A 26,669-nucleotide genomic window follows, 5' to 3' on the forward strand; every position below is an offset into this window, starting at 1 on the left:
GAGCTCATGAGCGATTTGTCATCCGTACTTTCATAATGGAAGCGCTGGTCACGTAACGATCGAAAATAATCGCACGTTGCTTACAAGTATTGTTTTGCGCTTAAACATTGTTCTGACTTCGCACATAACGCAATGCCCGGCTAAGTACAGCCGGCAGCACCGACAAATGATTTTCTTCTGGCGCAATATACCAATTGTGCGGCACAGCATTGAAATTCGCAAGCAAGCGTTCAATCGGTCCATGCATCGAACGTTCAAACTCACCCGCTGCGATGTACAAACCATGCGGTGGATTTTTTTCAACGCGCGCTGTGTCATAGCCTAGTAGCTCCTCATCATTCCACCACACCGACGGACTAATGGCGATGTAATGCGTGAAATCTTTTGGTGACGTCAGCATATGCCACAACACGTACAAGCCAGATAAACTATGCCCAAGTAACGCTCCGATTGGATAATGTGATGCCATATGCGGCTTTAACTGCTGCGTCAAAAATTGCTGAAACTGATGTGCACCACCAAACGGGCCGTCTTGTGGCATCGGAAATGTTTTTGACACGGCATAATGGGCAGCTTGTGGTGTGAAATCATAAAAACGCTGCGCGGGTCGTTGTTCAATGCTGACAACAATCATACGCGAAATTTTTGTTAGCTTGCGCATTTTCATTTGGCTCTCGATAATCGCTCGCACAAGCGCTCCGTTATGGGCCCCGTCTAGTACATAGAGCACTGGAAATCCTTCTTTTGGATGTGGTTTTTCGGGAATTGTCACTGTAATTGTGTACGTGTTCAGTGTAAATTGATCCATTTTTTAAGCTCCTTTCAAAATTTTGCCTAGTATGGATTAAAGCGGGTATCGAGCAAATGAATGGGGGAATTATAATGAAAAAATTGGTGAAAATTTCGGCCGCGACGGTCATTCTTTGCTCAACGTTATTTAGTACAACAGTAGGGCCTACAACACAGGCAGAAGCTTCGAGTACGTATAAGAATTGTACTGCATTTAACAAAAAATATCCTTATGGTGTACGTAAATCGACCAGCACAAAAAATAGAGTGAAAAAGCGCAGCGGTGGGACAGTTTACGAAAGAAGTTACGCGAAGGTATCCGCATCGATATACAAAAAAGCGACGCGATTCAATTCTGATTTGGACCGCGATAAAGATGGCATCGCCTGTGAACGATAATTTTTTTAAGAAGCGCTCGCTTGATGAGGGCTTCTTTTTTTATTTTTCGCTATAATAAAAGGACTAGCACGAGGGGGAGTTACAACATGCAAAGTAAAAATAAAACGGTCATGCGTTCAATGGAAATTTTAAATTTATTTATCCATCATGCCAAGCTATCATTTAATGAAATCGTGGAACATTCGGGGATTCCAAAAACATCGGCTTATCGCATGGTACAGACGCTTGAAGAGATGGATTTACTTGATAAGGATGCCAATGGGCACTATAGCTTGGGCGTACTCTTTTTGCGTTTTGGGCATCTCGTATCGGAGCGTATGGACATTCGTCAGCTAGCGATACCGGCGATGGAGAAGCTACATAAAGAAACTGGGCAAGCGATTAATTTAATTATTCGTGACCGCGATGAAGCTGTTTATATCGAAAAAATTCAATCGATTCAGCCAGTGCGCCTGTATACGATGATTGGCCGCCGTACACCACTTTATGCTGGGGCTTGTGCGCGCGTCATTTTATCATTTCTACCGGCACAACAGCGCGAGGAATATTTAAAGCGTGTCGAACTTGTACCATTTGCAAAAGGCACGATTGCGACCATTGAGGATTTGCGCCAGTCAATTTCGCAAACGCGCAATGTCGGCTATACCATTAGCTATTCAGAGCTTGAAGATTTTACCGCGGCAATTGCGTTTCCGATTTTAGATTATAAAGGTGACATTATTGCTGGCATTAGCATCGCAGGCATCGAGAAGGACTATGAAGGAGAAGCTTTAGAACATTTTATTACGCTTGGCAAACAGTCAGCGAGTGAAATTTCAGCGAAGCTTGGCTATATTGAATCGTAAGTGAGGACTTTAGTATGAAACAACATTATTTTACAATCGGCGAAGTGTCGAAAATGATTCATCTGCCGGTGCGGACACTGCATTACTATGATGAAATTGGTCTATTTAAGCCAGCCTACGTCGATACGGCGACAAATTACCGCTATTATAGTGAAGTGCAGCTTGCCAATATGGATTTGATTAAATCATTAAAATACATCGGGACGTCGCTGAATGACATTAAACACGCACAAAATTTTACGCCTGAGGAGCTCTTTACTTTTTTACGTGAGCAGCAAGAGCGAGTTAATGACAAGTTGCGTAAAATGCAGGAAGTACAGCTTGTGCTGCGTAAAACGATGAAGCAACTTGAAGAGCAAATTAAAATTCCGGTCTATGAGGAAATTTATGAAAAAGATGAGGAAGCAGAGCGTTTATTGGCTGTGAAAACGCCGAATTTTTCATTTCCAGATGACCCAAGCGATTATTTTAATTCAGTCATTGAAGCGTTAGAGCAAAGTGGTAGCGCCGTCAATATGCGTTATGGCGGCATTTATCCGCTCCAAAACTATGAAAAAATTGAGAACTTGCGCTATGATTATTTGTTTATGCCACTCCTAACGTCGCACCCATTTGATTACCGAGAGACAAATATGGATTTGATGATGTTACCAGAAGGACATTATGCGTGCATCGCCTTTGAATATACGTTTGAGCGCTACTTACCGAATTATGAAAAGCTCTACCGCGCCATTGAAGCAAATGGTTGGAACGCACAGTCCCCGATTTATGAGCTTTTTTTGCCGACAAGTTTTTCGCCCAATACTGCGCCGACGTATATTGTCGAGCTAAAAGTGAAAATTGGGGCTTGACCTTACAGTTACTGTAGCCTTTAATATTAAAACTACTTTAAAGATGTAAGAGGGTAACAACATGAGTAAAAAAAGTTCCATCACACTAAGTATTTTATTAGTCAATTTATTTATCGCCTTCCTCGGTATTGGACTTGTTATTCCTGTACTACCAAGGTTGATGAATGAATTGCACATTAGTGGACAAGTCGTCGGTTATTTAACGGCGGCGTTCGCACTCACACAGCTTATTTTCTCCCCATTTGCTGGGAAAGCTGTCGACCGCTTCGGACGAAAAATTATGATTGTCCTTGGTCTGATTATTTTCGGTTTGTCGGAGCTGTTATTCGGCTTCGGGAAAACGATTGATGTCTTATTTATTTCGCGTATTTTAGGCGGCTTAAGTGCAGCGTTCATTATGCCTGCGGTGACGGCCTTTATCGCCGATATTACGACCGACGAAAACCGTCCAAAAGCGCTTGGCTACATGTCAGCGGCCATTTCTACCGGCTTTATTATCGGCCCAGGACTTGGCGGCTTCCTTGCAGAAATCGGAACGCGTGTGCCATTCTATTCAGCAGGGGTATTAGGTCTTGTTGCTGCGATGTTCTCGATTATTTTATTACGTGAACCAGAACGACCAGTCATTACGGAATCAGCGGGTGGCCATGAAAATAAAAGTAGCTTCCGCAAGCTACTCATGCCGATGTTTTTTATCGCATTTGCGGTCATTTTCATCTCATCATTCGGACTTGCGGCATTTGAATCATTCTTTAGCTTATACGTCGACCATAAATTCGGCTTTAGCCCCGCAGATATTGCGATTGCGATTACCGGCGGCGCGATTTTAGGGGCCATTTTCCAAGTCGTGTTCTTTGATCCATTGATGAAAGCACTTGGCGAAATTAATTTAATTCGCATTATGCTTCTATTATCGGCCGTGCTTGTTTTTGCGATGACGCTTGTCAATTCTTATTGGATGATTATGGCTGTCACGTTTACGGTCTTTATCGGCTTTGATTTAATTCGTCCAGCAGTGACAACGTATTTATCGCGCATTGCGGGCAATGACCAAGGCTTTGTTGGCGGCATGAACTCATTTTTCACGTCACTAGCGAACGTTTTTGGCCCGGTTATTGGCGGTTTATTATTCGATATTGATATTAACTACCCATACTATTTTGCAACGGTGTTTATTATTGCTGGACTCGCACTTGCGATGTTCTGGAAAAATCCGATGCTGAAAAAATCGGCAACAATGGAGCCGAAATAGAAAAAAGCGAGTGCCGCGGCACTCGCTTTTTTGTGTCCTTACAACACACCATAATATTCATCTCTTACGTCGGTCACAAACATATGGCCCGGCGCATGCGTAATCATCAGCGCTGGTTTGACGTGCATCGCAATCGCTTGCGGCGTCACACCACACGCCCAAAACACTGGTACTTCGCCTTCTCGAATCGTTACGGCGTCGCCAAAGTCAGGCTTTGTGATGTCTGAAATGCCGATGCTCTCCGGATTGCCAATATGCAGTGGTGCCCCGTGAACAGATGGGAATCGCGATGTCACTTGCACCGCTCGCACAACGTCCGCTTCTTTCATCGGGCGCATCGACACAACGGTTGGACCTTCAAAAATACCAGCTTTTTCTGTGGCGATAGTCGTTTTAAACATCGGCACATTGCACTCTTCTGAAATGTGGCGCACATCGATGCCGTTATTTAAGAGCGCATTTTCAAATGAAAAACTACAGCCGATTAAAAAACAAACGAAATCATCCGACCAATAGTCATGTAAGTCACTTACTTCATCAACCAGTTCGCCATGCTTGTAAATGCGATATTTCGGAATGTCTGTACGAATATCCGAGTCTTTCGCAATACGCGATGGTGACACACTCCCCGGCTCAATGACATCTAAAATCGGACAAGCTTTTGGATTACGTTGTGCAAACAATAAAAAGTCAAACGCATGTTCTTTTGGCAAAATAGCAAGATTCGCCTGCGCATAGCCCATCGCATAACCTGCAGTTGGTCCGGTAATGATCCCGCTACGCACGGCCTCGCGAATTGCTTGTGGTGATTGTTGTTGAATCGTCATATTTAAGCCCCCTAACCGATTAATAGACCGATTTGTTCAATTAACGTCATAATGCTCAGCACACCCATGACAACAACGACGAATGCACCTGAAATGGTTAGCCACAGTGGATGTTTGTAGCTACCAACCACATCTTTTTTATAGACAGCGATTAATAATGTCCCTAATGCTAATGGTAAAATTAAACCGTTTAATGCGCCTGCTAATACGAGCACGCTAACTGGCTTACCGATGAATGCAAAGATTAATGTTGAAATCGTAATAAAGGCGATAATAATCCAGTTTTCGTATTGCGCAATTTTTTTGTGGAATGTTTTAATAAATGAAACCGATGTATACGCGGCACCGACAACCGACGTAACGGCTGCTGCCCACATAATTACGCCGAAAATACGGTAACCAATATCACCTAATGCTAATTGGAACACCGAAGCGGCTGGGTTGTCAGCGTTTAATTTTAATCCTTGTGATACGACACCTAATACGGCTAAAAATAATGCAATACGCATCACCGCTGTTACGAGAATTCCAGTAATCGAGCTTTTATTGACCTCTGGAATGGCTTCGACGCCTTTTAGCCCGGCATCGAGTAAACGGTGACCCCCAGCAAATGTAATATAGCCTCCGACTGTACCACCGACTAATGTCACAATCGCTAAAATGCTAATTTCCGTTGGTACAAATGTGCGAATAACCGCTTCGCCAACCGGTGGATTCGTTGATACCGCCACATAAAACATTAAGAAAATCATTACCGCACCAGCAAGCTGTGCCGCGCGGTCCATAATTTTACTTGCTTCTTTAAATAAGAAAATGACAATTGCGAAAATGGCACTTAAAATCGCCCCTGTCACCGTATCCATACCAAGCATCGCATTTAACCCGAGCCCGGCTCCGGCGACATTTCCTATATTAAACGCCAGGCCACCAAAGACGATCAATATCGCAAGGACAATACCAAGTCCTGGCAACACTTTGTTGGCAATTTCTTGACCGCGTAAGCCCGATACGACGATAATACGCCAGACGTTCATTTGCGCAAAAATATCGAGCAGCACCGAAATTAAAATAACAAAGCCGAAGCTTGCGAGCAATTGCTCGGTAAACACCGTCGTCTGCGTTAAAAATCCTGGCCCAATTGATGATGTAGCCATTAAGAAGGCGGCACCGAGCAGGACGCTACGGCTCGCTTTTTTTGTGACTTTTTCTCCCATTGTGTTTCCCCCTTGAGTCTAGCGATACGCCGCGACGTCTATTTGATTGTTTGTGAGTGTTTCGTGAATGTATTTAGCAAACGGCAACGCCTGCGCCCCATCCCCATGAATGCACACCGTATGCGCTTCTAATGTAAATGACGTTTGTTGCTGCGTTTGCACGTAGCCGTCTTTCACGATCGTCATGACTTGGCGCACCGCTTCCGCATCCGTTTCAATCATCGCATGTGGCTCGCTTCGCGGTGTCAAACTACCATCTTGCTGATATGTACGATCGGCAAATACTTCATTCGCTGTTTTCAAACCGACGCGCTTTCCTGCCGCAATTAACTCACTCCCTGCTAAGCCATAGAGCACAATATTCGCGTCAACAGCATACACCGCTTCGGCAATTGCTTGTGCAAGTCGCGCATCTTTTGCCGCCATATTATAGAGTGCACCGTGTGCCTTAACGTGCTCAACGCGGCCTCCTAATGCGGTCGTAAACGCTTGCAACGCACCAATTTGATAGATGACGATATTTTTCGCCTCGTCCGGTGCAATATTCATATTGCGGCGTCCAAAGCCGACTAAGTCTGGTAATCCTGGATGCGCGCCAATTTTAACATTTTTCGCAAGCGCAAGCTCCACCGTTTTTTTCATCACCGTTGGGTCTCCCGCATGAAAGCCGCACGCGATATTGGCCGATGTGACGTAGTCTAAGATGGCGGCGTCGTTCCCTATCGTATACGCGCCAAAACTTTCGCCGAGGTCACAATTTAAATCAATTTGATACATAAAAATCACCCCTTGATGCTATTTTAAAAACCAAAAATCAGTTCTCAAATTCCGTATGTAGGAACTTATATTCCGAATATTATCACAGGTGTCTATTTGCTGTAAAGTTGTGAATTGTAATTTTTTTCAGAAAATTTATTGTATTTGCGCGTATTTTCGCTATAATTATTCCTATATTCAGAATTTAAATTCCGAAAAATGGTATTAGGAGGGGACGCACAATGCAACCAATTGAATGGCAGCCATTTGGGGAAATGGCCATCCGCATTCAATTTGGCACAATCGTCTGTGAAACGACACAACAACTCATTACACAGGCGATGGCACAAATTGAGGCACAACATATTCCATACATTCAAGAAATGATTCCTGCCTATACATCGTTAACGGTCATTTATGATGCCGTTCACTTGCTCACAAACGGAGAAATGAATCCAGCAAAGGCGATGATTGCACAATTAAAAGCTTGCGTATCAATCGATGAGGGCGCGTTCATACGCGATGAAAAAATCATCGACATTCCGGTATGTTACGGGGGTGCGTACGGGCCGGATTTAGACGAAGTCGCAGCGTATCACGATTTAACGCCTGAAGAAATTATTACGCGTCATAGTACGCCACATTATTTAATTTATATGCTTGGTTTTGCGCCAGGTTTTCCGTATTTAGGAGGGCTTGATGACACCATTGCGACGCCACGCAAAAAATCACCGCGTTTAAAAATTGAAGCGGGTTCTGTTGGTATTGCCGGCAGTCAAACAGGCATTTATCCAATTGAAACACCGGGTGGCTGGCAAATTATCGGCCGCACGCCACTGCAATTATTCCAACCAGAAAAAACGCCGCCTACATTATTAGAGGCTGGCGCAAAAATTCGCTTTGTCCCAATTTCAGCAGCGGAGTTTGAGGAGTTGAGCATATGATTTACATTGAAAAACCAGGCATGTTAACGACCGTCCAAGACTTAGGGCGCCGCGGCTTTCAGCAATACGGTGTTATCGTTAGTGGTGCGATGGATGACTATGCGCTTCAAATGGCTAATATTTTAGTCGGTAATGCACGCGGTGAAGCTGTTCTTGAAGTTACAATGGGTGGCCTGCGTTTTCGCACGAGTGAGCATTGTGTCATCGCCGTTACAGGCGCAACAGTCAATGCAACGCTAAACGGTGAGACACTGCCATGCTACCGACCTGTACCACTACAACCAGGTGATGTCGTACAACTCGGTCAGCTTCTTGACGGCTGTCGCAACTATATTGCCTTTCGTGGTGGCATGAAGAGTAACGTAGTGATGGCGTCTAAAAGCACATATTTACGCGCGTCACTTGGTGGTTATAATGGGCGTGCGCTAAAGCGTGGCGATACGATTCATGTCGATGCTCATACAGCCGAAGCGGTGCGATGGCAAGCTGAGCCCCCTCGTTATAATCGTACGGAATGGACGATTCGTTTTACGGCTGGTCCTGAATGGGCACAGTTTACCGAGGCGAGTCAGCAGCACTTTACATCGCGTGTTTATCAAGTGACGCCGGCAGCGGATCGTATGGGGTATCGTTTAAATGGACCGGGATTAGCGCGACATGAAGCGACTGAATTATTATCTGACGCCGTATTGTTTGGTACGATTCAAGTGTCCAATGACGGTCAGCCAACGGTATTATTAGCAGACCGCCAAACGACAGGCGGCTATGCACGCATTGCACAAGTCATTGCGAGCGATGTGCATTTATTCGGTCAAATGAAACCTGGCGACAGCATTCGCTTTACGCAAATTTCATTAGATGACAGCTATCGTGCATTATACGAACAAATACAGCATTTGCGCATATTAACGCAAGGCATTCGCTTTAAATAACGCATAATAAAAGCAGGAAACTGAGGCTTCCTGCTTTTTCTATGTACATTTCTCATTGAAAATCATTCTCATTCCACACTAAAAAAAATAGACTTTTGCGCTTATAAGCATTGGCGATAAACAGTTGGTGCTTTGCCAGTATATTTTTTGAAAATACGGCTAAAATAAAAGGGATCATCATACCCTACCTTTTCAGCAATTGACGCAATCGTCTCATCGGTTGCGCGCATTAATTCCTTCGCATGTTGAATGCGCAGCTCAATTAAATAATTGCTCGGATTAATACCGGTATAACGCTCAAACAAGTGTGCAAAGCGGCGGCGTTCGATATCAAAGCGCTCGGCTACTTCGGTTACCGTCAAACCTGATTGATAATAGTTACGCATAAACGTCAGCGCCTCGCTCATCGCATCTTCGCGGTCAATACGCTTACTACGTTGGTGTGCCATCAGCATTTCGCTAATAAATTGCATAAAATAGGCTTTCGTTTGCACGCGTGAAAGATTCCCCGGTGTCGTAAACGCTTGTGCCATACGTTCTACGGTGCGCCGACACGTATGATAGTCATCAATCGCCATCACAAATGGCTCGTCGCTAATAATGGCCTCATCGACATCATAATACATGACGGCGTAGTGGCAGCCCTCACGACCAATTGGCTTCATATAAATATCGGCGGTACTATGCATATGGAGCACCATCCCTTTCATTAATTTATAGCGTACATTCTCAAATGTAAAATATCCTTGGCCAGCAAGTGGAAACACAAAGCTACAGCGCCCTGTTGAGCTGTGGTGTACGGTGTCATTCGTCGCTGATGGCACGCGGTGTGTAAACATATCATGAAATTCAATCGTTGTATTGGCATAATAAAACATTACGTCATCTGTTTTCATTGTCATCACTTCTTTCTCAATTGATAATCATTATCAATTGAATTTTACAAAGAAATGACTGATTTGTAAAGGTTATTTTGTGATACACTGACAATTAGAGGTGAATTTTATGCAGTTACAGTTTGAAAAATCATGGGATAAAGCGCTCGCAAACATTGATAGAGCGCGCATCGAGCAGTTATTTCTACACGCGAAAAAAAGCGAACATTTTACAGCCATTCGTGAAGCGATAAATCATGAAAAAACATTGCTTATTACAACACTCGTCCATAATCGCGAGCACGAACCACTCACATTCAATGATGTGTCGCTGTCTTATGTCATTGATGCACAAGTCATAGCCAACGCTACTTTTACGTTGCCCAAGTTAATCATCCCACCACATACGAGTATGCCGTGGACTTTTTTATTTCCACTAGGAAGTTATGTACAACGTGAATACTATGAAGGTGGCACACTCACATGGACAAATGCCACCAAATAGCTAACAAATTTGTTGATCTATTTTAAGACAATGAAACATTAATACACGCCTTGCTTGCACATGTAGTTCTTCATGCGAAAAATTATGCAACGACTCAATATAGGCCAACATCACTTCTTCGTAGGACTTCAATACGTCGAGCGATACAAATTTTTTCTTCACTAAATCATGCTCTAGTAAAACAAGGCGCCCAGCATCAATGACCTGCTGGCGTTTTTTTCTATCGTCCGTATGTTGCTCCTCCTCTAATTGAATTAGCTGCTCTAACGTCTCTAAAAATTCATTCGTCACTATGATCCACCTCCTGATCTATTTTCCTTATTTACTATTACATACACAATATATAGGTCATAATAAACATTACTAAAATTAATAATTTAAAATATAATTTTAAAATAGTCTAAAAGAAATAAAAAAGAATCTTACGTTTGTAAGATTCTTGCTATTTTTTATAAGAATGCGCCTAGCCATAGCCCCATAACTGTACCGACATAGTTTCCGACAATATAACCAAATGTCCCGACAATTAAAATAGGACCGACTAAGTTTTGCCAACCTTTTGCGATTGCAAGTGCAGCGGCCGTTGTAGGTCCGCCGGCGTTGGCATTAATAGCGAGCATAATTTCCTCTAAATCAAAGCGCAGCAATTTGCCGAATACGAGTGAAATCACAACATTAATAATGACAATCGTCACCGCAAAGACGAACAATAAGGGTGCTTGCTCAATAATCAGTGGAATCGATGCTGGAATCCCGATGACGACAAAGAAAATATGGATTAAATATGTACCGATTTCCTGGCTCCCTTGTAGACGTTCGAAAAAGCGCGGGAACAATAATAAGGCCAAAAATGTTAGCGTCGTTAGCATTAAATACATATCACCAAACAAGCCGTTTGCTAAATTCCATAAGAAGCCCACATTGTCTCCTGATGGGATGCGCATGTCGAAATACTGCGATAATTTTTTCGCGACGAGCACGATTGTAAACGCAATACCTACTGCTAATGCAATATCTAGTAATGAAATCTGCTTTGGCTTCCAATACGATTTGGCTAAATTTTCATCTTTTCCTGCGCGGCTTTCCACCTCATCAATATGTGGCGTCTTGTAGCGTTTGCGGAAAAAGCTCATCGTTGGAATAATAATTAATACGATAAACAAGACGGCCATCGTCAAATTATCCGCGACAACCGAAGCGGACACAAGCTCACCCGGTGTTTCAAACTTCGCTGCCATTGCCGCAAAGTTGACACCACCGCCAATATAACTCGCGCTAAACATCGCCGCGATTTTATCAAGCATTGGGATATGCTCGCGTAACGCAAAGAAGGCGAGCGTCGTACCTGCTACTGTCCCGATTGAGCTAATAAGGAAAATGAGCAATAAACGCCCACTTTCGCGAAATAGCTTCTTTAAATTGATTTGGAATAGCAATAGTGGAATCGCCAGTGGTACGATGACCGACCAGACGGCATCATAGACACTCGATTCTGTTGGAATGATGCCAGTATTTGATAAAATAATCGCCATAACGAGCGCGATAATGGCACCGGAAATGCGTGATGCCCATTTGAAACGTTGTTCTAGTATAATACTAATTGATGCGACAATAATTAAAATGCCCCACAGCATTAACGTGTCATCTGCCGCTATAAGTGGTTCTTTCATATGTATCCCTCCTGTTAAATCCTTACCCTAAAAACTTTTGTGAAAAACAAAACGAGAACCGATTCATTCGATTCTCGTCGCTTTGTTAAATTTTTTGTTTTAAATGCGCAAACCCAAACTTCGGCTTGAGTTCGGCGAATAATACCGCGCATAAAATTAAGAAACAACCGAAAATCATACGTCCTGTTAATAATTCGTTTAATAACCAAACTGAGAATAATGTCCCAAATAACGATTCCATTGATAAAATAATCGCTGACTTTGTTGGATTAGCATATTGCATCCCAATATTTTGGCAAACATAGGCAACGCATGTACAAAATACCGCTAAATAAATAATAATGTAAATACCTGCTGGTTCAACCGATGTTGGCACTTCGCCAAGCGCAAGCATCATAATAATGCCGAGCACTGAGGCGGTCATAAATTGTACGATTGTCAGCGCAAGGGCATCTTCTTTTTTCACAAATACGTTCGTATAGAAAATGTCAAATGCAAACAGCACCGCACATAAAATCGATAGCATGTCGCCTACATTAATCGTAAATGAGCTTGTTAGTGACAGGAAGCCAATGCCAATAATCGCCAAAATTGCGGCGATAATTTCATAGCGATCAAAGCGACGTTTATATACTAAATACGCCAGTACGGGCACGATTAACACATTGATTGCCGTTAAAAAGGCATTTTTCGATGGTGTTGTATAGAGTAAACCATATGTTTGTACCGCAAACGCCGCAAATAAAATGGTCCCTAATATAGCGCCCTTCCATAAAACAGCTTTATTAATAAGGCGTAATTTTTTATGGAAAATTAAGCATAATAACACCGTTGCCAACGTGAAGCGGAAAGCCATTATTTGGAAGACAGTCCAATATTCAAGACCCACTGCCATGCCTACAAAACCACTACCCCACATTACCGCTGTAATAATAAGGAGCAGTTCACCTTTATATTTCCCCATTATTAAGCCTTCTCTCTATTTAAATGCATTCACTTTATCATACTCGACTTAGTGATGTTTGTGAATCTGTTTTCTCAGAAAGAACGACAAATTATGATTTTTCTGTGAGCATTAAAATGCTGCGGTACTACATACATCCTTCGCCAAATGAGACATTAAAAAAAGAACCGCCGAAGCGATTCTTTATACGGAATGAGACATCGAATGTTGTGGAATATGCTTTGCTTTCGGTTGATGACTTGCTAAAAGCACACCTCCAAAAATAATAAAGGCTCCCACTAATTCGCGCCATACTAAAATTTCACCGAGCACTAAATATGCAAAGACCGCCGAAAAGATTGGTTCTAATGCTAAAATAAAGCCCGTTTCCTCAGCAGAAGTATATTTTTGTGCAACCGATTGTACGACAAAGCCAAATGCAGAGCATACGACAGCTAATACGAGTAGCGACATCCAGCCAAGCGATGTTTGCGGCAATTGTACGGTTTCAAAGCGCATCATAAGTATCGCACCAAATAATGCCGCAAAGCCAAGCTGATACACTCCAAGCTGCAATGAGTCATGGTGGCGTGCAAAGAAATTGTTTATCACTAAATGAAGTGCAAAAAGCATCGCTGTCACGATACATAATAAAGAACCAGTATCAAAGGCAAGACTTCCGTTAAACATAAAAATGCACAGCCCTGTTAACGTGACAAGCGCCCCTAAAACAATTTGGCGCTGTGGCAATTTATGCGTGAAAATCATCGACACAAGCGGTACAAAAATGACCGTTGTCGCGAGTAAAAATCCTGCGGTTGATGGATTGACCGTTTGAAGCACGTAGTTAAACATCGTAAACATCGCACACATGACGCCGCCTAATAGCACACTTGCTCCGAGCGTGCGTGCTGAAATCGTAATAAGTCGCTTAAAAAAGACGACATACGCAACGATAAAGGCGATTCCAAAGCGTAATGCGAGTAGTGTAAAAGGCTGTAATTCAGCTACCGCAAATTTTGTAAATAAGTATGACGAGCCCCAGCCAATGGTCGCCACTACGAATAATAGATTTGCTAATTGTTTTGACATATTCATTCTCCTCTTAAAAAACTATCCTAATCGTAGCAAATTGTTATACATTATTAAAACGAATGTTTGTTATACTTACATGACAAATCATTATGTGTGGAGGGCGATTATGAATCATTACATGGCATTTATTAAAATTATTGAAACGGGGAGCTTCACAAAGGCGGCTGATTTACTCGGTTATACGCAATCGGGTATTAGTCAGCTAATGAAAACATTGGAAAATGAAGTGAATACAAAGCTCATTATTCGCTCGCGCACCGGCGTGTCACTGACACCAGATGGCACACATTTATATGCCTACATTAAAAATTTAGTACAGGCGAAATATGCACTAGAGCAGGAAATGGCGTATATGGAAGGGCTTGAGCGTTCGATTATTCGCATTGGCGTCATCGCATCAATCGTCAATCACTACTTACCAGAATGGATGGCTTCGTTTAAAGAAGGCTTTCCTACGGTGACGTTTGAATTGACACTTGGCAACTATAGCGAAATCGAGCAGATGATTCTTGAAAATGAGGTAGACTTAGGCTTTGTCAATCCTGAAGTGGCACATGACATTATGACCGTACCAATCGTGTCAGATGAATATAAAGTGTGCGTGCCACTGAATCACCCACTCGCACAGCAGTCAGTCATTGAGCTTGCGGCGATTCAACATGAGCCATATATTTTAATTAAGGACGGCTCGGTGACGCCCATACAGCAATATTTAGAGCGCAATCACATTGAGCCACAAATCGAATACATCGTGTCAGAGGACCGCATTGCGCTTGAAATGATTAAAAAGGGGCTTGGTATCTCGATTATGCCCTCGCTGATCATTCCTCAATCAGAGCAGCATATTGCGATTAAGCCGCTTCTAGCACCACAGCAGCGACATATTCATCTGGCGTATAAAGAATTTGATATTTTGCCGCTCGCCGCGCGAAAGTTTATCGACCATGTCAAAAAAGTAGCAAAAGAAAAAGGCACAGCGTCTCCCTAACGCTGTGCCTTAAAAATTAGTCCCATGTTATCGCCTAGAGTTTACAATTTTTCAACGATTGTCGATACACCTTGACCGCCGCCTACACAAAGCGTTGCCAAACCGTATTTCACATCGTCACGTTTTTTCATTTCATGTAGAAGCGTTACTAAAATACGTGCTCCGCTTGCGCCAACTGGATGCCCCAGTGCGATTGCGCCGCCGTTGACATTGACTTTCTTCATGTCAAAAGCAAGCTCTTTCGCTACAGCCAGTGACTGCGCAGCAAATGCTTCATTTGCTTCAATTAAATCAATATCATCGATTGTTAAGCCCGCTTTTTCAAGCGCTTTTTTTGTTGATGGTACAGGCCCAATCCCCATAATTGCAGGGTCTACACCAGCAACGGCATTGCTGACAATGCGTGCGTACGGTTTTAATCCTAGCTCGTTTGCTTTATCCTCAGACATTAACAGAAGCGCTGCTGCCCCGTCATTAATACCTGATGCATTCGCTGCTGTAACCGTACCGTCTTTTTTGAATGCAGGACGCATCGTCGCTAACTTTTCTGCAACGACACCTGCACGCGGAAACTCATCTTGGTCAAACGTGATTGTTTCTTTACGTGATTTGACTTCAACCGCTACAATCTCATCGTTGAAGCGCCCAGCCTTTTGAGCAGCTTCCGCTTTTTGTTGACTTTGTGCCGCGAATTGATCTTGCTCCTCACGCGTAATATTGTATTTTTCTGCTAAATTCTCTGCTGTAATCCCCATATGATAGTCGTGGAAAGCATCCGTTAAACCATCATGTAACATCGTATCAATTAGTTTACCGTCGCCCATACGGTAGCCATGACGTGCTTGCGGTAAAATGTATGGTGCTTGTGTCATATTTTCCATGCCGCCTGCAACGACGATATCAGCTTCCCCAAGCTGAATCGCCTGCGCTGCTAAATGTACGGCTGTTAAACCTGAACCACAAAGTTTATTAATTGTTGTTGATGGTACTTCATAAGGTAACCCAGCCTTTACCGACACTTGACGCGCCGGACCTTGGCCAAGGCCAGCTTGTAAAATATTCCCTAATACAACTTCATCAACTGTTTCAGGTGCCACTTGTGCTCGCTCTAAAAGTTCTTTCACAACAATCGCACCTAAATCCGTTGCCGCCGTAGTTTGTAATGTGCCATTAAAGTTGCCAATCGCAGTACGAACTGCTTCAACAATTACAACATTTTTCATATTCTCTCCCCTTCCTATCTGTCTAAATTTTACATTCTTCTAAATTATTAGTAAAATTCATATAAAGAATATTTTTTATAAGTATTAGTTATAAATTCCTGGAGGTGCAAAAAATGGATTTACGAGCAATCGAATTATTTTTGGCCGTCGCTGAACAAGGAAGCTTTACAAAGGCCGCTGAGAAAACCTTTGTCACACAACCCTATTTAAGTAAAGTCGTCAAACAAATGGAAGAAGAGCTAGACGTCACACTTTTTAATCGTACAACGCGCAAATTGGAATTGACTGATGCTGGAAAAATTGTCATCGAACAAGGTCGCTTAGCACTAAAACCGCTTCAAGATATGCCAAATTTACTAAATGAGCTTCAAAACTTGCAAAAAGGGGAAATTGTATTAGGCATCCCCCCTGTTATCGGCACGCTCATTTTTCCATCGATTGCTCAACGTTTTAATGAAGCTTTTCCAAATATTACACTGCGCCTCATTGAGCTTGGCGCCAAGCATATTTTAACGCTAACAGATGAAGAAAAAATCGATATTGGCTTTACAGTAAAGCCTTTTTCAGAGGACAACTTCCGCGTGAAGCCTTACTTCGTAGATGAATTTATGATTTATTTGTCGTACACACATCCACTAGCACATCGCGATAGTATTAACATTGCCGAGCTTGCTCATGAAAAGTTTATCGTCTTTACAACAGACTTCACGTTGCGTGATATGGTCATTAATTTATGCGCAAAAAATGGTTTTAAACCAAATATCGCCTATGAATCGTCGCAGTGGGATTTGATGGTCGAATTAATTTCGATTGATATGGGAGTTGCTGTATTACCAAAATCAATTTTTGAAAAACATAATAATCCGCACGTTAAAATGATTGCGATTGATAGCGATGACCCTTATTTATGGGAAATTGCACTAATTACGAAAAAAGAACGCTATTTATCTTACGCAACGCGCGCATTTTTAGACATGTTTTAATCACCTGGAAGGAGCGTATTATGGAACTTAGACAACTAGAATACTTCATGGTTCTCAGCGAAGAGCTACACTTCACTCGTGCAGCGCAGCGCCTACATATTTCACAGCCTACACTAAGTCAACAAATCAAAGTGCTTGAGCAAACAGTTGGTGCATTATTGTTTAATCGCATCGGCAAAAAAATCACATTATCCAAAGCAGGTGAAATTTTATATGACCAATGTCAGCATATTTTTTCAACGCTCGAACAAACGAAAATTCAACTACAAGCGCTTGACGACGTTGATCATGAACAATTGCGCATCGGTGCATATCCTGGCGCCATTTACGATTTAATTTCATTAAGTGTGCTGCATTATATCGAGCAATTTTCAATAGCTCCTGCGAAAGTACTTGCTAATGAACACGTCACGACACTGCTTGAACAAGATGAAGTCGATATTGCGTTTTCTTATCATGAGAACAATCGCATCAATGGTAGCTACGTCGAAATCCCTTTATACGATGAGCACTTTGTTTTTGTCGCACATCGCAGCCATCCACTTATACAAAAAGATGTGCTGAGTTGGCAAGATATATTCGATGAACCACTTACATTATTTCCTGAAACACATACTAGCCGCATGCTATTAAAACAAGCAACGGCAGACAAAGGTATTGAATTTAAGGCTATTTTAGAAACGGAAAATACGCATGCGATGCTCCATTTTTTAGAGCAACGACTCGGTAGTTCTATTATGCTGCGTTCACTATACTCACAACTACGCAATCCATACATCGAGGCACGTGCCATTGATACCGAGGCTGTAAAGGAAGTCGTACTCATTGTGCCCAAAAAAGAAAAGCTGCCGTATGCTGTAAAAGAGTATTTACCGATGTTTGAACGCTTTTTAGGAACGAAAGGCATTGAAGCAAAAGACCGGATGTCACTACTTTTACTAAGTAATGATAGCTTCTCGCTATAATACTCATAGAAATTATCAGTTGGACCATTTATTTCCAAAAGTTATACTTATTGTAACAACTTAGATATAAACAGCGCTGGATGTTTGGAGCAGCACGTTAGCTCACAGCATCATTTTCTGTAAAAAGTTTTCCAAATCATGTTTTGAATGCACAACCAACTTATACATTCACTATCAGAGGAGGCAATTACTTAAATGAAAGAACGTATCCGATTACCAAAACTTATCGATAAAATCGTTTCAGCAGAAGAAGCAGCATCATGGTTCAAAGATGGCATGGTTGTTGGCATGAGTGGCTTTGGGCGTGCTAGTGACGCCAAGGAAATTCCGCTTGCACTTGTTGAACGCGCGAAAAAAGAATCATTCCAGCTAGATGTTTATACAGGGGCTTCGCTTGGTCCAGAAGTGGATCATTATATGGTCGAAGCGGGCATTATTCGTAAGCGTGGCCCGTACCAAGCTGAAAAATTAATGCGTAACTCAATCAATGAAGGGCTTGTACTCTACACAGACATGCACTTATCACACAATGCTGAACTTGTGCGTAACGGCGTCATTGGTCCAATTGATTTCGCAATTATTGAAGCATCGGCTATTACCGAAGATGGTCTGATTATTCCAACTAATTCTGTTGGTAACGCGCCAATCTATGCACAATATGCAGACAAAATTTTAATCGAATTAAATACAGCCCAACCTGATTTAGAAGGTATTCATGATATTTATGTGCCTGAAAAAGCCGGTAAAGGCCGCCGTCAGCCGATTCCGATTGTCGACCCAGCGGACCGTATTGGCGAACAAGGTATTCGCGTCGATATCGACAAAATTGCTGGTATCGTCCATTCAGAGCTACGCGATGCGCCAGCATTAATTATTGAGCCAGATGAAGAAACACAAGTGATGGCCAACCATTTAATCGCTTTCTTACGTGAGGAAGTGGAATCTGGTCGCGTCGATGAACTACCGGTTATTCAGTCAGGTGTCGGCACAGTCGCAAACGCTGTCTTAAATGGCTTCCTTGAATCTGATTTAACGGATTTAGAACTTTATTCTGAAGTACTACAAGATGCTGTCTTCGATTTAATCGATGCCGGCAAAATTAAAGTCGCTTCTGGTACGTCTATTACATTAAGTGAACGTTATTGTGATAAAGTGTACAATAACATCGAAAACTATGCGGATAAGCTTGTATTGCGTCCACAAGAGATTTCAAACCATCCTGAAATTATTCGTCGCTTAGGTCTTGTGTGCATTAACACTGCACTCGAAGCGGACATTTATGGTAACGTGAACTCGACGCACGTATTCGGCACACAAATTATGAATGGTATCGGTGGCTCAGGCGACTATGCTCGTAATGCACGCATCGGCATTTTCGTAACGAAATCGTCTGCAAAAGCAGGTAGCTTATCATCAATCGTGCCAATGGTGTCACATGTTGACCATACCGAACATGATGTCGATGTCATTATTACCGAGCAAGGTGTCGCGGATTTACGTGGCATGGCGCCAAAAGAACGCGTAAAAGCAATCATCGACAACTGTGCGCACCCGAACTTTAAAGACAAGCTATGGGATTACTACAACCGCGCTGTTGAAGAAACAAACAATGCGCAAACACCACATATTTTAGAGGAAGCCTTCTCTTGGCATATCGAATACAAAAATGCGAAGAAAAAAGTGATTGTTAATAATTAAATGCAACGCAGGAATCGTCTTGAACACGATTCCTGTTTTAATTTTTCGTATTATTTCTTCCAAGTAATCCGCTTAAACGACAATAATCAGCAAATCGAACAAGAAATATACCATTTTCTTTCATTTTTATACTAAATAATCCAAAAAAATTATACGTTTTCTTACCATTTTTACTGTTTTTACTATATGATAGAGATAGGTGATTAACAGCCTATTACACAGATGTTTATATTTGGCAGAGGAGTGATGAAAATGCGTTTAAACAATGAAAATTTAATCCGCTTTCAAAAAATCGTAACACCTTATGTACCAGCAAATGTACAACAAGTATTGATTGATGCGGAAATCATATACCCTGATATTTTTTTAAAAGTCACATACGGTTTAGAAAATGATGAAGCTGTCATCCCTACTCATGATGCCGGTTATTTTGAACTCATTGGCAAATTAAAAAAAGAAATTTTACCGCATTGCGAGGAAAACGAGCGCGATCTATTTTTAATCGCAACGAAACATCCGGATGATGGCCTTTGGGATGTTGAGCAAGTAGCAGGCATTCCTGAAAATACGTTCGGTCGTGTCGCAAAATTACATCGCTTGGAAGAAAAAGCTGTTCGTATTGCACGTAAATATACACAAGGTAATGGCGTGCTTTATCGTGAAATTACTGAACCAGCTCCTTATTTACGTGGCCACCACTGCCTATACAATACAAAAGGCGAACTCGAATACCGCGATGACGTTGTTTATAACACGCCAACTGAATGGAAAGAAAAATCATTCGCGCAAATTTTAACACGCTTCCATGAACAATGGAACGCGCTATACGATGAAAATTGGTCAACAATCAATATTATTTTCCATGCGCCAAACCACTATACGCTGTCATTCGGCACGGAAGACCTTGCCGCTTCAACGTATGAAGAACGCCGCGATAATTGGAAAGAACAGTATATGACGGTAACACATTAAATCCAAAAAACGGAAATCCCTCTGCAGAGATTTCCGTTTTTTTTCGTTCATTATTACTTATGTTCTTGTTTTTTCGGACGAATATACAGTCCAAGCTCCCGCCGTTCATGCATCAATGCTTTATACAATGAATACATCATAATGAGCATCAGAATCGAGAATGGGAACGCGACAATAATGGCCGCATTTTGGAGTGCTTGCAACCCACCTGAGAATAAAAGGCTGATAGCAATCGTTGCTTGTAAAATTCCCCAAATCAACTTCACTTTAAATGATGGATTTAATGAACCACCTGTCGTTTGCATACCGAGTACAAATGTTGCTGAATCGGCTGATGTGATAAAGAAGATAGCCACTAAAATAATCGCGACAACCGATAAAATCGTACCCAGTGGCATTTGTTCAAAAACACCAAATAAGACTTGTTCCGTTGGTAATTCTGTAATAGCTGGGTTTTTATCTGCTGCTGTAATCGCCGAAGTACCAAATACAGCGAACCACAGTAGACTAACAACTGTCGGTAATAAAATAACGCCCATTAAAAACTCACGAATCGTACGACCACGTGAAATACGTGCGATAAAAATCCCTACGAATGGTGACCAAGACATCCACCAAGCCCAATAGAAGATTGTCCAGCTATTAATCCAATCACGTCCTTCTCCACCAGGAGACGTACGCAAGCTCATGCTAACCATATTTTGCAAATAGCCACCAAGGCCGTTCGTAAAGTTATTCATGATTTGTACTGTTGGCCCTAGAATAAGCAGGAGTACGAATAGCACAAAGGCAATGTATAAGTTCGTATTACTTAAAATTTGAATGCCTTTATTGAGACCTGTTGACGCAGAAATCATGAATAGTACCGTTACGATAATAATAATAATAAATTGAACAGTAAAGCTATTTGGAATCGATGTTAAATACGATAAACCACCGTTAATTTGTTGAGCACCGAAACCTAATGTTGTCGCGACACCAATAATGGTCGCAAATACAGCAATAATATCAACGGTATGCCCTATCCAACCTTTAGACCGTTCACCGATTAATGGATAAAGTGTCGAACTAAGTAAGCCCGGCATCCCTTTACGGAATTGGAAATATGCGAGTGATAACGCGACGATACCATAAATGGCCCAAGCGGAAATACCCCAGTGTAAAAATGTGTAGCGAAACGCATCTTTTAATGCTTGCTGAGAACCTTCTTCTGCTTCTGGTGCATTAATCGCAAAATGTGATAACGGTTCAGCTGCTCCCCAGAATACAAGACCAATCCCCATTCCCGCACTAAATAACATTGCAAACCATGAACGCGTGCTATATTCTGGACGATCTGTGCGTTTGCCTAGACGAATACCACCGACTGGGCTTAATATTAAAAATAGACAAAATGCTACGATGACCGCAACGATTAATAAATAATACCAACCAAATGATGTTGTCAAAAAGCTTTGGATATTGCCGGTTACTTTTTCAAACATTTCAGGTGCCAATAAACCTATCGCAGCGGCAGCTAAAGTCACTGTAACGGATGCCCAAAAAACAATCCCTAATTTCTTCATTTTTTTCTCCTTTTCTTCATAAATTTTCTCACTATACTTTTCTACTGTAACACTAATCACAATAGCAGTAAATTTTCTCATAATTGGAAATTTGATTAATAACTGTAAAAAAAGTACTCTATGTATAAGAAAAGGTGTCCTGTACTACAATCTTGTTTAATTTTTTCACATGAAAAATTAGCAAATACTCACCTTTTAAATCGTTCCCTTTCTTATTTCTATTAAACATCATTTGTTCTCAAATAGTCATAAACCTTCACATTTCCTCCATATGTTGGTGCTATAATAAAGGAAGCTATGAGGAGGATTTTATACATGAAAAAGATTTTATCTGCTGCCGCACTGTCTTCTGTTTTATTATTAGGTGCTTGTGGTAATAGCGACACTGAATATGAAATCATCAAAGATACAGTCGTACGTGGCATGCAGCAATATACAGTTGAAACAAGTATGGACGATGAAAAACAAATTAAAGAATTAATCGAAGAGCTAGAGGATAAAGCAATGAGCAGCAACACACGTCCTGATTCTATGTGGATTAATGTCCAAACAAAACGTGGTAAATTAACAGCAACCGTAAAAGAAGCCTATACATTAACAGGCATGAACCAAACCGGCTTAAAAGAAAAAGACCAAGCCGAACTAAAAATGCAATAATCGTTTTCCACCGAGAAGAATTACTTGCGAGTGATTCTTCTTTTTAAATGGAAAAAATCGGCGTTTTCTTGCGTTTTCAAGTCAATTATGATTCACTTAAAATGGTTTATTTTCTCAATTTATTATGAAGGGCTGGAAAAAAGGTGAAACTAAAAATCCGTTCTAAAATTACGAGCGGGTACATTGCATTGCTACTTTGTCTCATTGCGGCAGTCAGCATTATTGGCTTTCAAATAAATACGCTTCAAACAGAGCGCAATACGTTAATGAAAACAAACGCAACCGTACAAACGCTTATTAGCAGTTTAGAAAACTATACATTGAACATGAACCGTGCACAGCGTGGTTATATCGTGACAGGTAAAGATTCTTATTTAGAGCCTTATCGCGAGGCGCGAGCTAACTGGGAAGATGACTGGAACGAATTGCATATGTTAATGGAAGGCCGCCCAGCACAACAGGAATATTTAAAATCGGTAAAGCTTCATATTAATCGTTGGATTGAAGATGCTGGCGAACCATCGATTAATTTGAAACGCAATAATGATACAATAGGCATTAAAAAATTCTATCGTGAGGAAGTTAGTCGCTCCGAAATCCAAACAACGATGTCTACATTATCAAAAATTCGCGATAATGAATCCACGCACCTTGCAACAGAGGCGCAACGGCTTGACAGCGACAATAATAAAATTATTATGACACTCGGCTTATTTTTATTTGTCGCGAGTATTGTTGCCGTGTTCTTTTCTTCTATTATTTCAAAATCAATTACACGCACGATTACCCGTACAACTGAGGCGATTCGTCATATTGCGCAAGAAAAAGGCACGTTTACAACACGTATTCCGATTACGACAAACGATGAAGTACGCGATTTAGGTGTCGCAACAAATGATTTATTAGACGATTTAGAGCGTCGTCAATGGATACAAAGCAATGCCGCACAAATCGTGAAAAATTATCAAGGTGTCGATGCCATTCATCAATTAGCGTCTATTTTTTTATCACAAGTAGCCAAAGTGACACGCGCTACTTATGGCGCACTTTATGTTCGTAACGACAACGAAAGCATGATTCTTGAAAAGCAGGCCACATTTGCAGGTTCCGACAAAGAAATTGGTCGCCAAGAAATTAAAATCGGTGAAGGTCTTGCAGGTCAAGCTGCATTAGAACGCCGTATCATTCATTTGAAAGAAACGGATAACTATCAGTTAATTTCAACAAGTCTTGGCAATGTGCCACCAAAAGAGGTCATTATTATTCCTATTATTTTCGAACAAAAAACAATTGCTTTACTTGAACTAGCAACGTTAAATACGTTCGAAAAATTGGACAGAATTTTCTTGAAAGATGTTGTGAGTTCACTTGGCTTAACAATTAACAGTGTTTTAACGCGTATGGAAGTCATCCAATTATTAACGGAATCCCGTGCAATGAGCGAAGAACTCCAAGCACAAACAGAGGAATTGCAAACGCAATCGGAAGAAATGCAAACGCAATCAGAAGAATTGCAGGCGCAAACCGAAGAATTAACGAATATTAATGAACAATTGGAAGAACGCACGCGTGAAGCCGAAGAAAAAACGGCCGAACTTGAAATCACAAAAGCCGATTTAGAGCGGAACGCCGAAGAGCTTATCCAAAGTTCAAAATATAAATCCGAATTTTTAGCAAATATGTCGCATGAGCTACGCACGCCGCTAAATAGCATTTTAATTTTATCGGAAATGCTTGCCGACAATGCCAAAGATGCTGCACAATATGAAGATGAAGAATTTGCGCGCGTTATTAATTCTTCTGGTAAAGATTTATTGAACTTGATCAATGACATTCTCGACCTTTCTAAAATCGAAGCTGGTAAGTTAGACATCTTATATGAAGAAGTAAATATTGATGAGTTACCACTTTATTTAAAACAATCATTTACGCATTTCGGCAATGAAAAAAATGTCGCCTTCCATGTCGTAAAAGATACCGATGTCGCCGATGTCATTCATACCGACCATAAACGTTTCCAACAAATTTTAAAAAATCTCTTGTCCAATGCCTTTAAATTTACTGAACATGGCTCGGTTAGTGTCCATCTATTTAATCCTTCGCTTACAAAAGAACAACAAGCCATTTCCGACCACTGGCTTGCCGTCTCTGTAACCGATACTGGTATTGGTATTCCAACATCTAAACATGAGCTAGTGTTTGAATCATTCCAACAAGCAGATGGCGCTACCGTACGAAAATATGGTGGCACAGGACTTGGCCTCTCTATTTGTAAGGAATTTGCGCAACTATTAGGCGGCTCGATTACGTTAGATAGTGTCGAGGGCGAAGGTAGTACATTTACCGTTTACTTGCCAAGTCTGCCAACAGGTTTACCCGAGCACTTTGATAAGCCGGTAGACTTAATATTTGATGTCCCTACACTAGAAGAGACACCGGATGCTATGCCAATCGTTGAAACAACGACAAAGCTAGCCGATGAACTGTTTAAAAACAAACGTGTCTTAATCGTTGATGATGATGAGCGCAATATTTTCGCGCTCGAAAAAACATTACAGCAGCACGGTATGATTGTTGACAGCGTCCGCAATGGTCGTGAATGCTTAAACTTTATTGAACAAGACCGTTATGTCGATGTTATTTTAATGGATATTATGATGCCTGAGCTAGATGGTTATGATACGATGAAAATTTTACGCAACGATATGCACATTGAGTTGCCAATTATCGCACTCACTGCTAAAGCAATGAAGTCTGATCGTGAAAAATGCATCGCAGCAGGTGCAACAGATTATATTAGCAAGCCGCTTAACTTAGAACAACTATTCTCTGTTTTACGCGTTTGGTTAGCTACTGAGGTGATGTAATGGAGTCAACGAAAACGGAAGAGTTAGAAGTAGCACTGTTATTAGAAGCTATTTACCATCTAACATCGTATGATTTTCGCGAATACAATCGTTCATCCATTACGCGTCGCGTACACAATCGCCTTGCGTTAGAGCATTTACCGAATATTTCGCGCCTTACCGAAAAAGTTATTTACGATACGAAATCTCGTAACGACTTATTAAATGACTTTTCGATTAACGTCACTGAAATGTTTCGCGATCCAAGTTTTTTTAAAGCACTACGCGATGATATTTTGCCGCGCTTTAAAAATCATGAGGAAATTCGCATTTGGCATGCTGGATGCGCGACTGGCGAAGAAGTATTTTCAGTCGCCATTTTATTGACCGAGCTTGGACTCATTGATAAAGCAACACTCTATGCAACCGATATGAATGAAGATGTACTAGAACGCGCTCGCGCTGCTCGCTTCCCGATTCAAAAAATGCAAACATATACGAAAAATTATATGCTTGCAGGCGGAAGCCAAGCTTTTTCGGAGTATTATTACACCGATAGTCAGTTTGCCTACATTCAATCAAAACTACTAGAACCTATTAGCTTTGCACAGCACAACTTAGTAACCGACCAATCATTCAATGAATTTCACTTAATTATTTGCCGCAATGTGTTAATTTATTTCTCACCGACGCTGCAAAATAAAGTGTACCAACTCTTCCATGAAAGCTTGATACGCGGTGGTTTCCTTTGCCTCGGCGCAAAAGAATCATTGCGCTTTTCAGGCATTATGCCAAAATTTGAAGAAACGATTGCAAACGAAAAAATTTATCAGAAGATTTATGATTAAAAAAACCCCGAAGCGGCGCAAGCCACT

26 protein-coding genes are annotated in these 26,669 nt (G+C 41.5%); 15 read left to right on the forward strand and 11 right to left on the reverse strand.

From position 1 onward, the window contains the following. Positions 1 to 100 precede the first annotated feature (100 nt). Complete coding sequence (locus tag V514_RS0112000; RefSeq protein WP_029500179.1) at positions 101 to 808, reverse strand: alpha/beta hydrolase; 708 nt, start codon at positions 806 to 808, stop codon at positions 101 to 103. A gap of 74 nt (positions 809 to 882) precedes the next feature. Between V514_RS0112000 and V514_RS0112005 the strand changes: the two genes are divergently transcribed. From V514_RS0112005 to norA, 4 genes are all read left to right on the forward strand, one after another. Then, positions 883 to 1,188: an excalibur calcium-binding domain-containing protein gene (locus V514_RS0112005; protein ID WP_051392469.1), complete on the forward strand. Its 306-nt coding sequence runs from the start codon at positions 883 to 885 to the stop codon at positions 1,186 to 1,188. A gap of 86 nt (positions 1,189 to 1,274) precedes the next feature. Beyond that, on the forward strand, positions 1,275 to 2,033 hold the full coding sequence (locus V514_RS0112010) for an IclR family transcriptional regulator (protein WP_029500181.1): 759 nt from the start codon (positions 1,275 to 1,277) through the stop codon (positions 2,031 to 2,033). Positions 2,034 to 2,047: 14 nt separating this feature from the next. Next, positions 2,048 to 2,884, forward strand: coding sequence for a MerR family transcriptional regulator (locus tag V514_RS0112015; RefSeq protein ID WP_029500182.1), 837 nt, complete (start codon positions 2,048 to 2,050; stop codon positions 2,882 to 2,884). 61 nt (positions 2,885 to 2,945) lie between these two features. Next, positions 2,946 to 4,136, forward strand: coding sequence for a multidrug efflux MFS transporter NorA (norA, locus tag V514_RS0112020; protein WP_029500183.1), 1,191 nt, complete (start codon positions 2,946 to 2,948; stop codon positions 4,134 to 4,136). Positions 4,137 to 4,174: 38 nt separating this feature from the next. Here norA and V514_RS0112025 read toward each other — a convergent pair whose 3' ends face one another. Genes V514_RS0112025 through V514_RS0112035 form a run of 3 tightly spaced genes read right to left on the reverse strand, consistent with a single transcriptional unit; the run spans position 4,175 to position 6,954 of the window. Next, complete coding sequence (locus tag V514_RS0112025; protein ID WP_029500184.1) at positions 4,175 to 4,963, reverse strand: putative hydro-lyase; 789 nt, start codon at positions 4,961 to 4,963, stop codon at positions 4,175 to 4,177. Positions 4,964 to 4,974: 11 nt separating this feature from the next. Beyond that, on the reverse strand, positions 4,975 to 6,177 hold the full coding sequence (locus V514_RS0112030) for an NRAMP family divalent metal transporter (RefSeq protein WP_029500185.1): 1,203 nt from the start codon (positions 6,175 to 6,177) through the stop codon (positions 4,975 to 4,977). Positions 6,178 to 6,195: 18 nt separating this feature from the next. Then, positions 6,196 to 6,954 (reverse strand): LamB/YcsF family protein, encoded by a 759-nt coding sequence (locus V514_RS0112035; protein ID WP_029500186.1) that lies wholly within the window; start codon positions 6,952 to 6,954, stop codon positions 6,196 to 6,198. Between the two features lie 221 nt (positions 6,955 to 7,175). On the opposite strand from V514_RS0112035, the gene pxpB reads away from it, so the two are divergent. Next, positions 7,176 to 7,877: a 5-oxoprolinase subunit PxpB gene (gene pxpB, locus V514_RS0112040; protein WP_029500187.1), complete on the forward strand. Its 702-nt coding sequence runs from the start codon at positions 7,176 to 7,178 to the stop codon at positions 7,875 to 7,877. After that, positions 7,874 to 8,809 (forward strand): 5-oxoprolinase subunit C family protein, encoded by a 936-nt coding sequence (locus tag V514_RS0112045; protein WP_029500188.1) that lies wholly within the window; start codon positions 7,874 to 7,876, stop codon positions 8,807 to 8,809. Before pxpB ends, V514_RS0112045 begins: the two co-directional genes overlap by 4 nt. Positions 8,810 to 8,910: 101 nt before the next feature. Here V514_RS0112045 and V514_RS19800 read toward each other — a convergent pair whose 3' ends face one another. Next, positions 8,911 to 9,711, reverse strand: coding sequence for a helix-turn-helix transcriptional regulator (locus V514_RS19800; RefSeq protein ID WP_081715051.1), 801 nt, complete (start codon positions 9,709 to 9,711; stop codon positions 8,911 to 8,913). Positions 9,712 to 9,814: 103 nt separating this feature from the next. Here V514_RS19800 and V514_RS0112055 point away from each other — a divergent pair, with 103 nt between their 5' ends. Beyond that, positions 9,815 to 10,189, forward strand: coding sequence for an SLAP domain-containing protein (locus V514_RS0112055; protein WP_029500190.1), 375 nt, complete (start codon positions 9,815 to 9,817; stop codon positions 10,187 to 10,189). Here V514_RS0112055 and V514_RS0112060 read toward each other — a convergent pair whose 3' ends face one another. From V514_RS0112060 to V514_RS0112075, 4 genes are all read right to left on the reverse strand, one after another. Continuing rightward, positions 10,190 to 10,480, reverse strand: coding sequence for a hypothetical protein (locus V514_RS0112060; RefSeq protein WP_029500191.1), 291 nt, complete (start codon positions 10,478 to 10,480; stop codon positions 10,190 to 10,192). Between the two features lie 158 nt (positions 10,481 to 10,638). After that, positions 10,639 to 11,859: a DUF819 family protein gene (locus tag V514_RS0112065; RefSeq protein ID WP_029500192.1), complete on the reverse strand. Its 1,221-nt coding sequence runs from the start codon at positions 11,857 to 11,859 to the stop codon at positions 10,639 to 10,641. An 85-nt stretch (positions 11,860 to 11,944) separates the two neighbouring features. Next, positions 11,945 to 12,823, reverse strand: a complete 879-nt coding sequence (locus V514_RS0112070) for a DMT family transporter (RefSeq protein WP_029500193.1) — start codon at positions 12,821 to 12,823, stop codon at positions 11,945 to 11,947. 183 nt (positions 12,824 to 13,006) lie between these two features. Further along, complete coding sequence (locus V514_RS0112075) at positions 13,007 to 13,894, reverse strand: DMT family transporter (RefSeq protein ID WP_029500194.1); 888 nt, start codon at positions 13,892 to 13,894, stop codon at positions 13,007 to 13,009. A gap of 109 nt (positions 13,895 to 14,003) precedes the next feature. On the opposite strand from V514_RS0112075, the gene V514_RS0112080 reads away from it, so the two are divergent. Beyond that, entirely contained in the window at positions 14,004 to 14,885 is an 882-nt protein-coding gene (locus V514_RS0112080) for a LysR family transcriptional regulator (RefSeq protein ID WP_029500195.1), read from the forward strand. 41 nt (positions 14,886 to 14,926) lie between these two features. On the opposite strand, the gene V514_RS0112085 is transcribed toward V514_RS0112080, so the two are convergent. Next, positions 14,927 to 16,108, reverse strand: coding sequence for an acetyl-CoA C-acetyltransferase (locus V514_RS0112085; protein WP_029500196.1), 1,182 nt, complete (start codon positions 16,106 to 16,108; stop codon positions 14,927 to 14,929). Between the two features lie 113 nt (positions 16,109 to 16,221). Here V514_RS0112085 and V514_RS0112090 point away from each other — a divergent pair, with 113 nt between their 5' ends. The 4 genes from V514_RS0112090 to V514_RS0112105 all read left to right on the forward strand — a co-directional run bounded on the left by V514_RS0112090 (position 16,222) and on the right by V514_RS0112105 (position 20,726). Then, positions 16,222 to 17,091 carry a LysR family transcriptional regulator gene (locus V514_RS0112090; protein ID WP_029500197.1) on the forward strand — a complete coding sequence of 290 codons (870 nt, stop codon included), beginning with the start codon at positions 16,222 to 16,224 and terminating at the stop codon, positions 17,089 to 17,091. Positions 17,092 to 17,111: 20 nt separating this feature from the next. Further along, on the forward strand, positions 17,112 to 18,056 hold the full coding sequence (locus V514_RS0112095; RefSeq protein ID WP_029500198.1) for a LysR family transcriptional regulator: 945 nt from the start codon (positions 17,112 to 17,114) through the stop codon (positions 18,054 to 18,056). A gap of 195 nt (positions 18,057 to 18,251) precedes the next feature. After that, positions 18,252 to 19,754, forward strand: a complete 1,503-nt coding sequence (locus tag V514_RS19190; RefSeq protein WP_035944794.1) for a succinate CoA transferase — start codon at positions 18,252 to 18,254, stop codon at positions 19,752 to 19,754. Positions 19,755 to 20,006: 252 nt separating this feature from the next. Beyond that, on the forward strand, positions 20,007 to 20,726 hold the full coding sequence (locus tag V514_RS0112105) for a hypothetical protein (RefSeq protein WP_029500199.1): 720 nt from the start codon (positions 20,007 to 20,009) through the stop codon (positions 20,724 to 20,726). Positions 20,727 to 20,779: 53 nt separating this feature from the next. Here V514_RS0112105 and V514_RS0112110 read toward each other — a convergent pair whose 3' ends face one another. After that, positions 20,780 to 22,291, reverse strand: a complete 1,512-nt coding sequence (locus V514_RS0112110; protein ID WP_029500200.1) for a glycine betaine uptake BCCT transporter — start codon at positions 22,289 to 22,291, stop codon at positions 20,780 to 20,782. 315 nt (positions 22,292 to 22,606) lie between these two features. On the opposite strand from V514_RS0112110, the gene V514_RS0112120 reads away from it, so the two are divergent. The 3 genes from V514_RS0112120 to V514_RS0112130 all read left to right on the forward strand — a co-directional run bounded on the left by V514_RS0112120 (position 22,607) and on the right by V514_RS0112130 (position 26,642). After that, a complete protein-coding gene (locus V514_RS0112120; RefSeq protein ID WP_029500201.1) occupies positions 22,607 to 22,948 on the forward strand; it encodes a hypothetical protein in 342 nt (113 codons plus the stop codon). 143 nt (positions 22,949 to 23,091) lie between these two features. Beyond that, the gene (locus tag V514_RS0112125) at positions 23,092 to 25,815 is read left to right on the forward strand and encodes an ATP-binding protein (RefSeq protein WP_029500202.1); all 2,724 of its coding nucleotides are present in this window, start codon (positions 23,092 to 23,094) and stop codon (positions 25,813 to 25,815) included. Then, positions 25,815 to 26,642 carry a CheR family methyltransferase gene (locus V514_RS0112130; protein ID WP_029500203.1) on the forward strand — a complete coding sequence of 276 codons (828 nt, stop codon included), beginning with the start codon at positions 25,815 to 25,817 and terminating at the stop codon, positions 26,640 to 26,642. The genes V514_RS0112125 and V514_RS0112130 overlap by 1 nt, the downstream gene beginning before the upstream one ends. The last annotated feature ends 27 nt before the right edge of the window (positions 26,643 to 26,669 follow it).

The sequence above is a fragment of the Kurthia huakuii LAM0618 genome, assembly GCF_000505545.1.
Lineage (GTDB): Bacteria > Bacillota > Bacilli > Bacillales_A > Planococcaceae > Kurthia > Kurthia huakuii.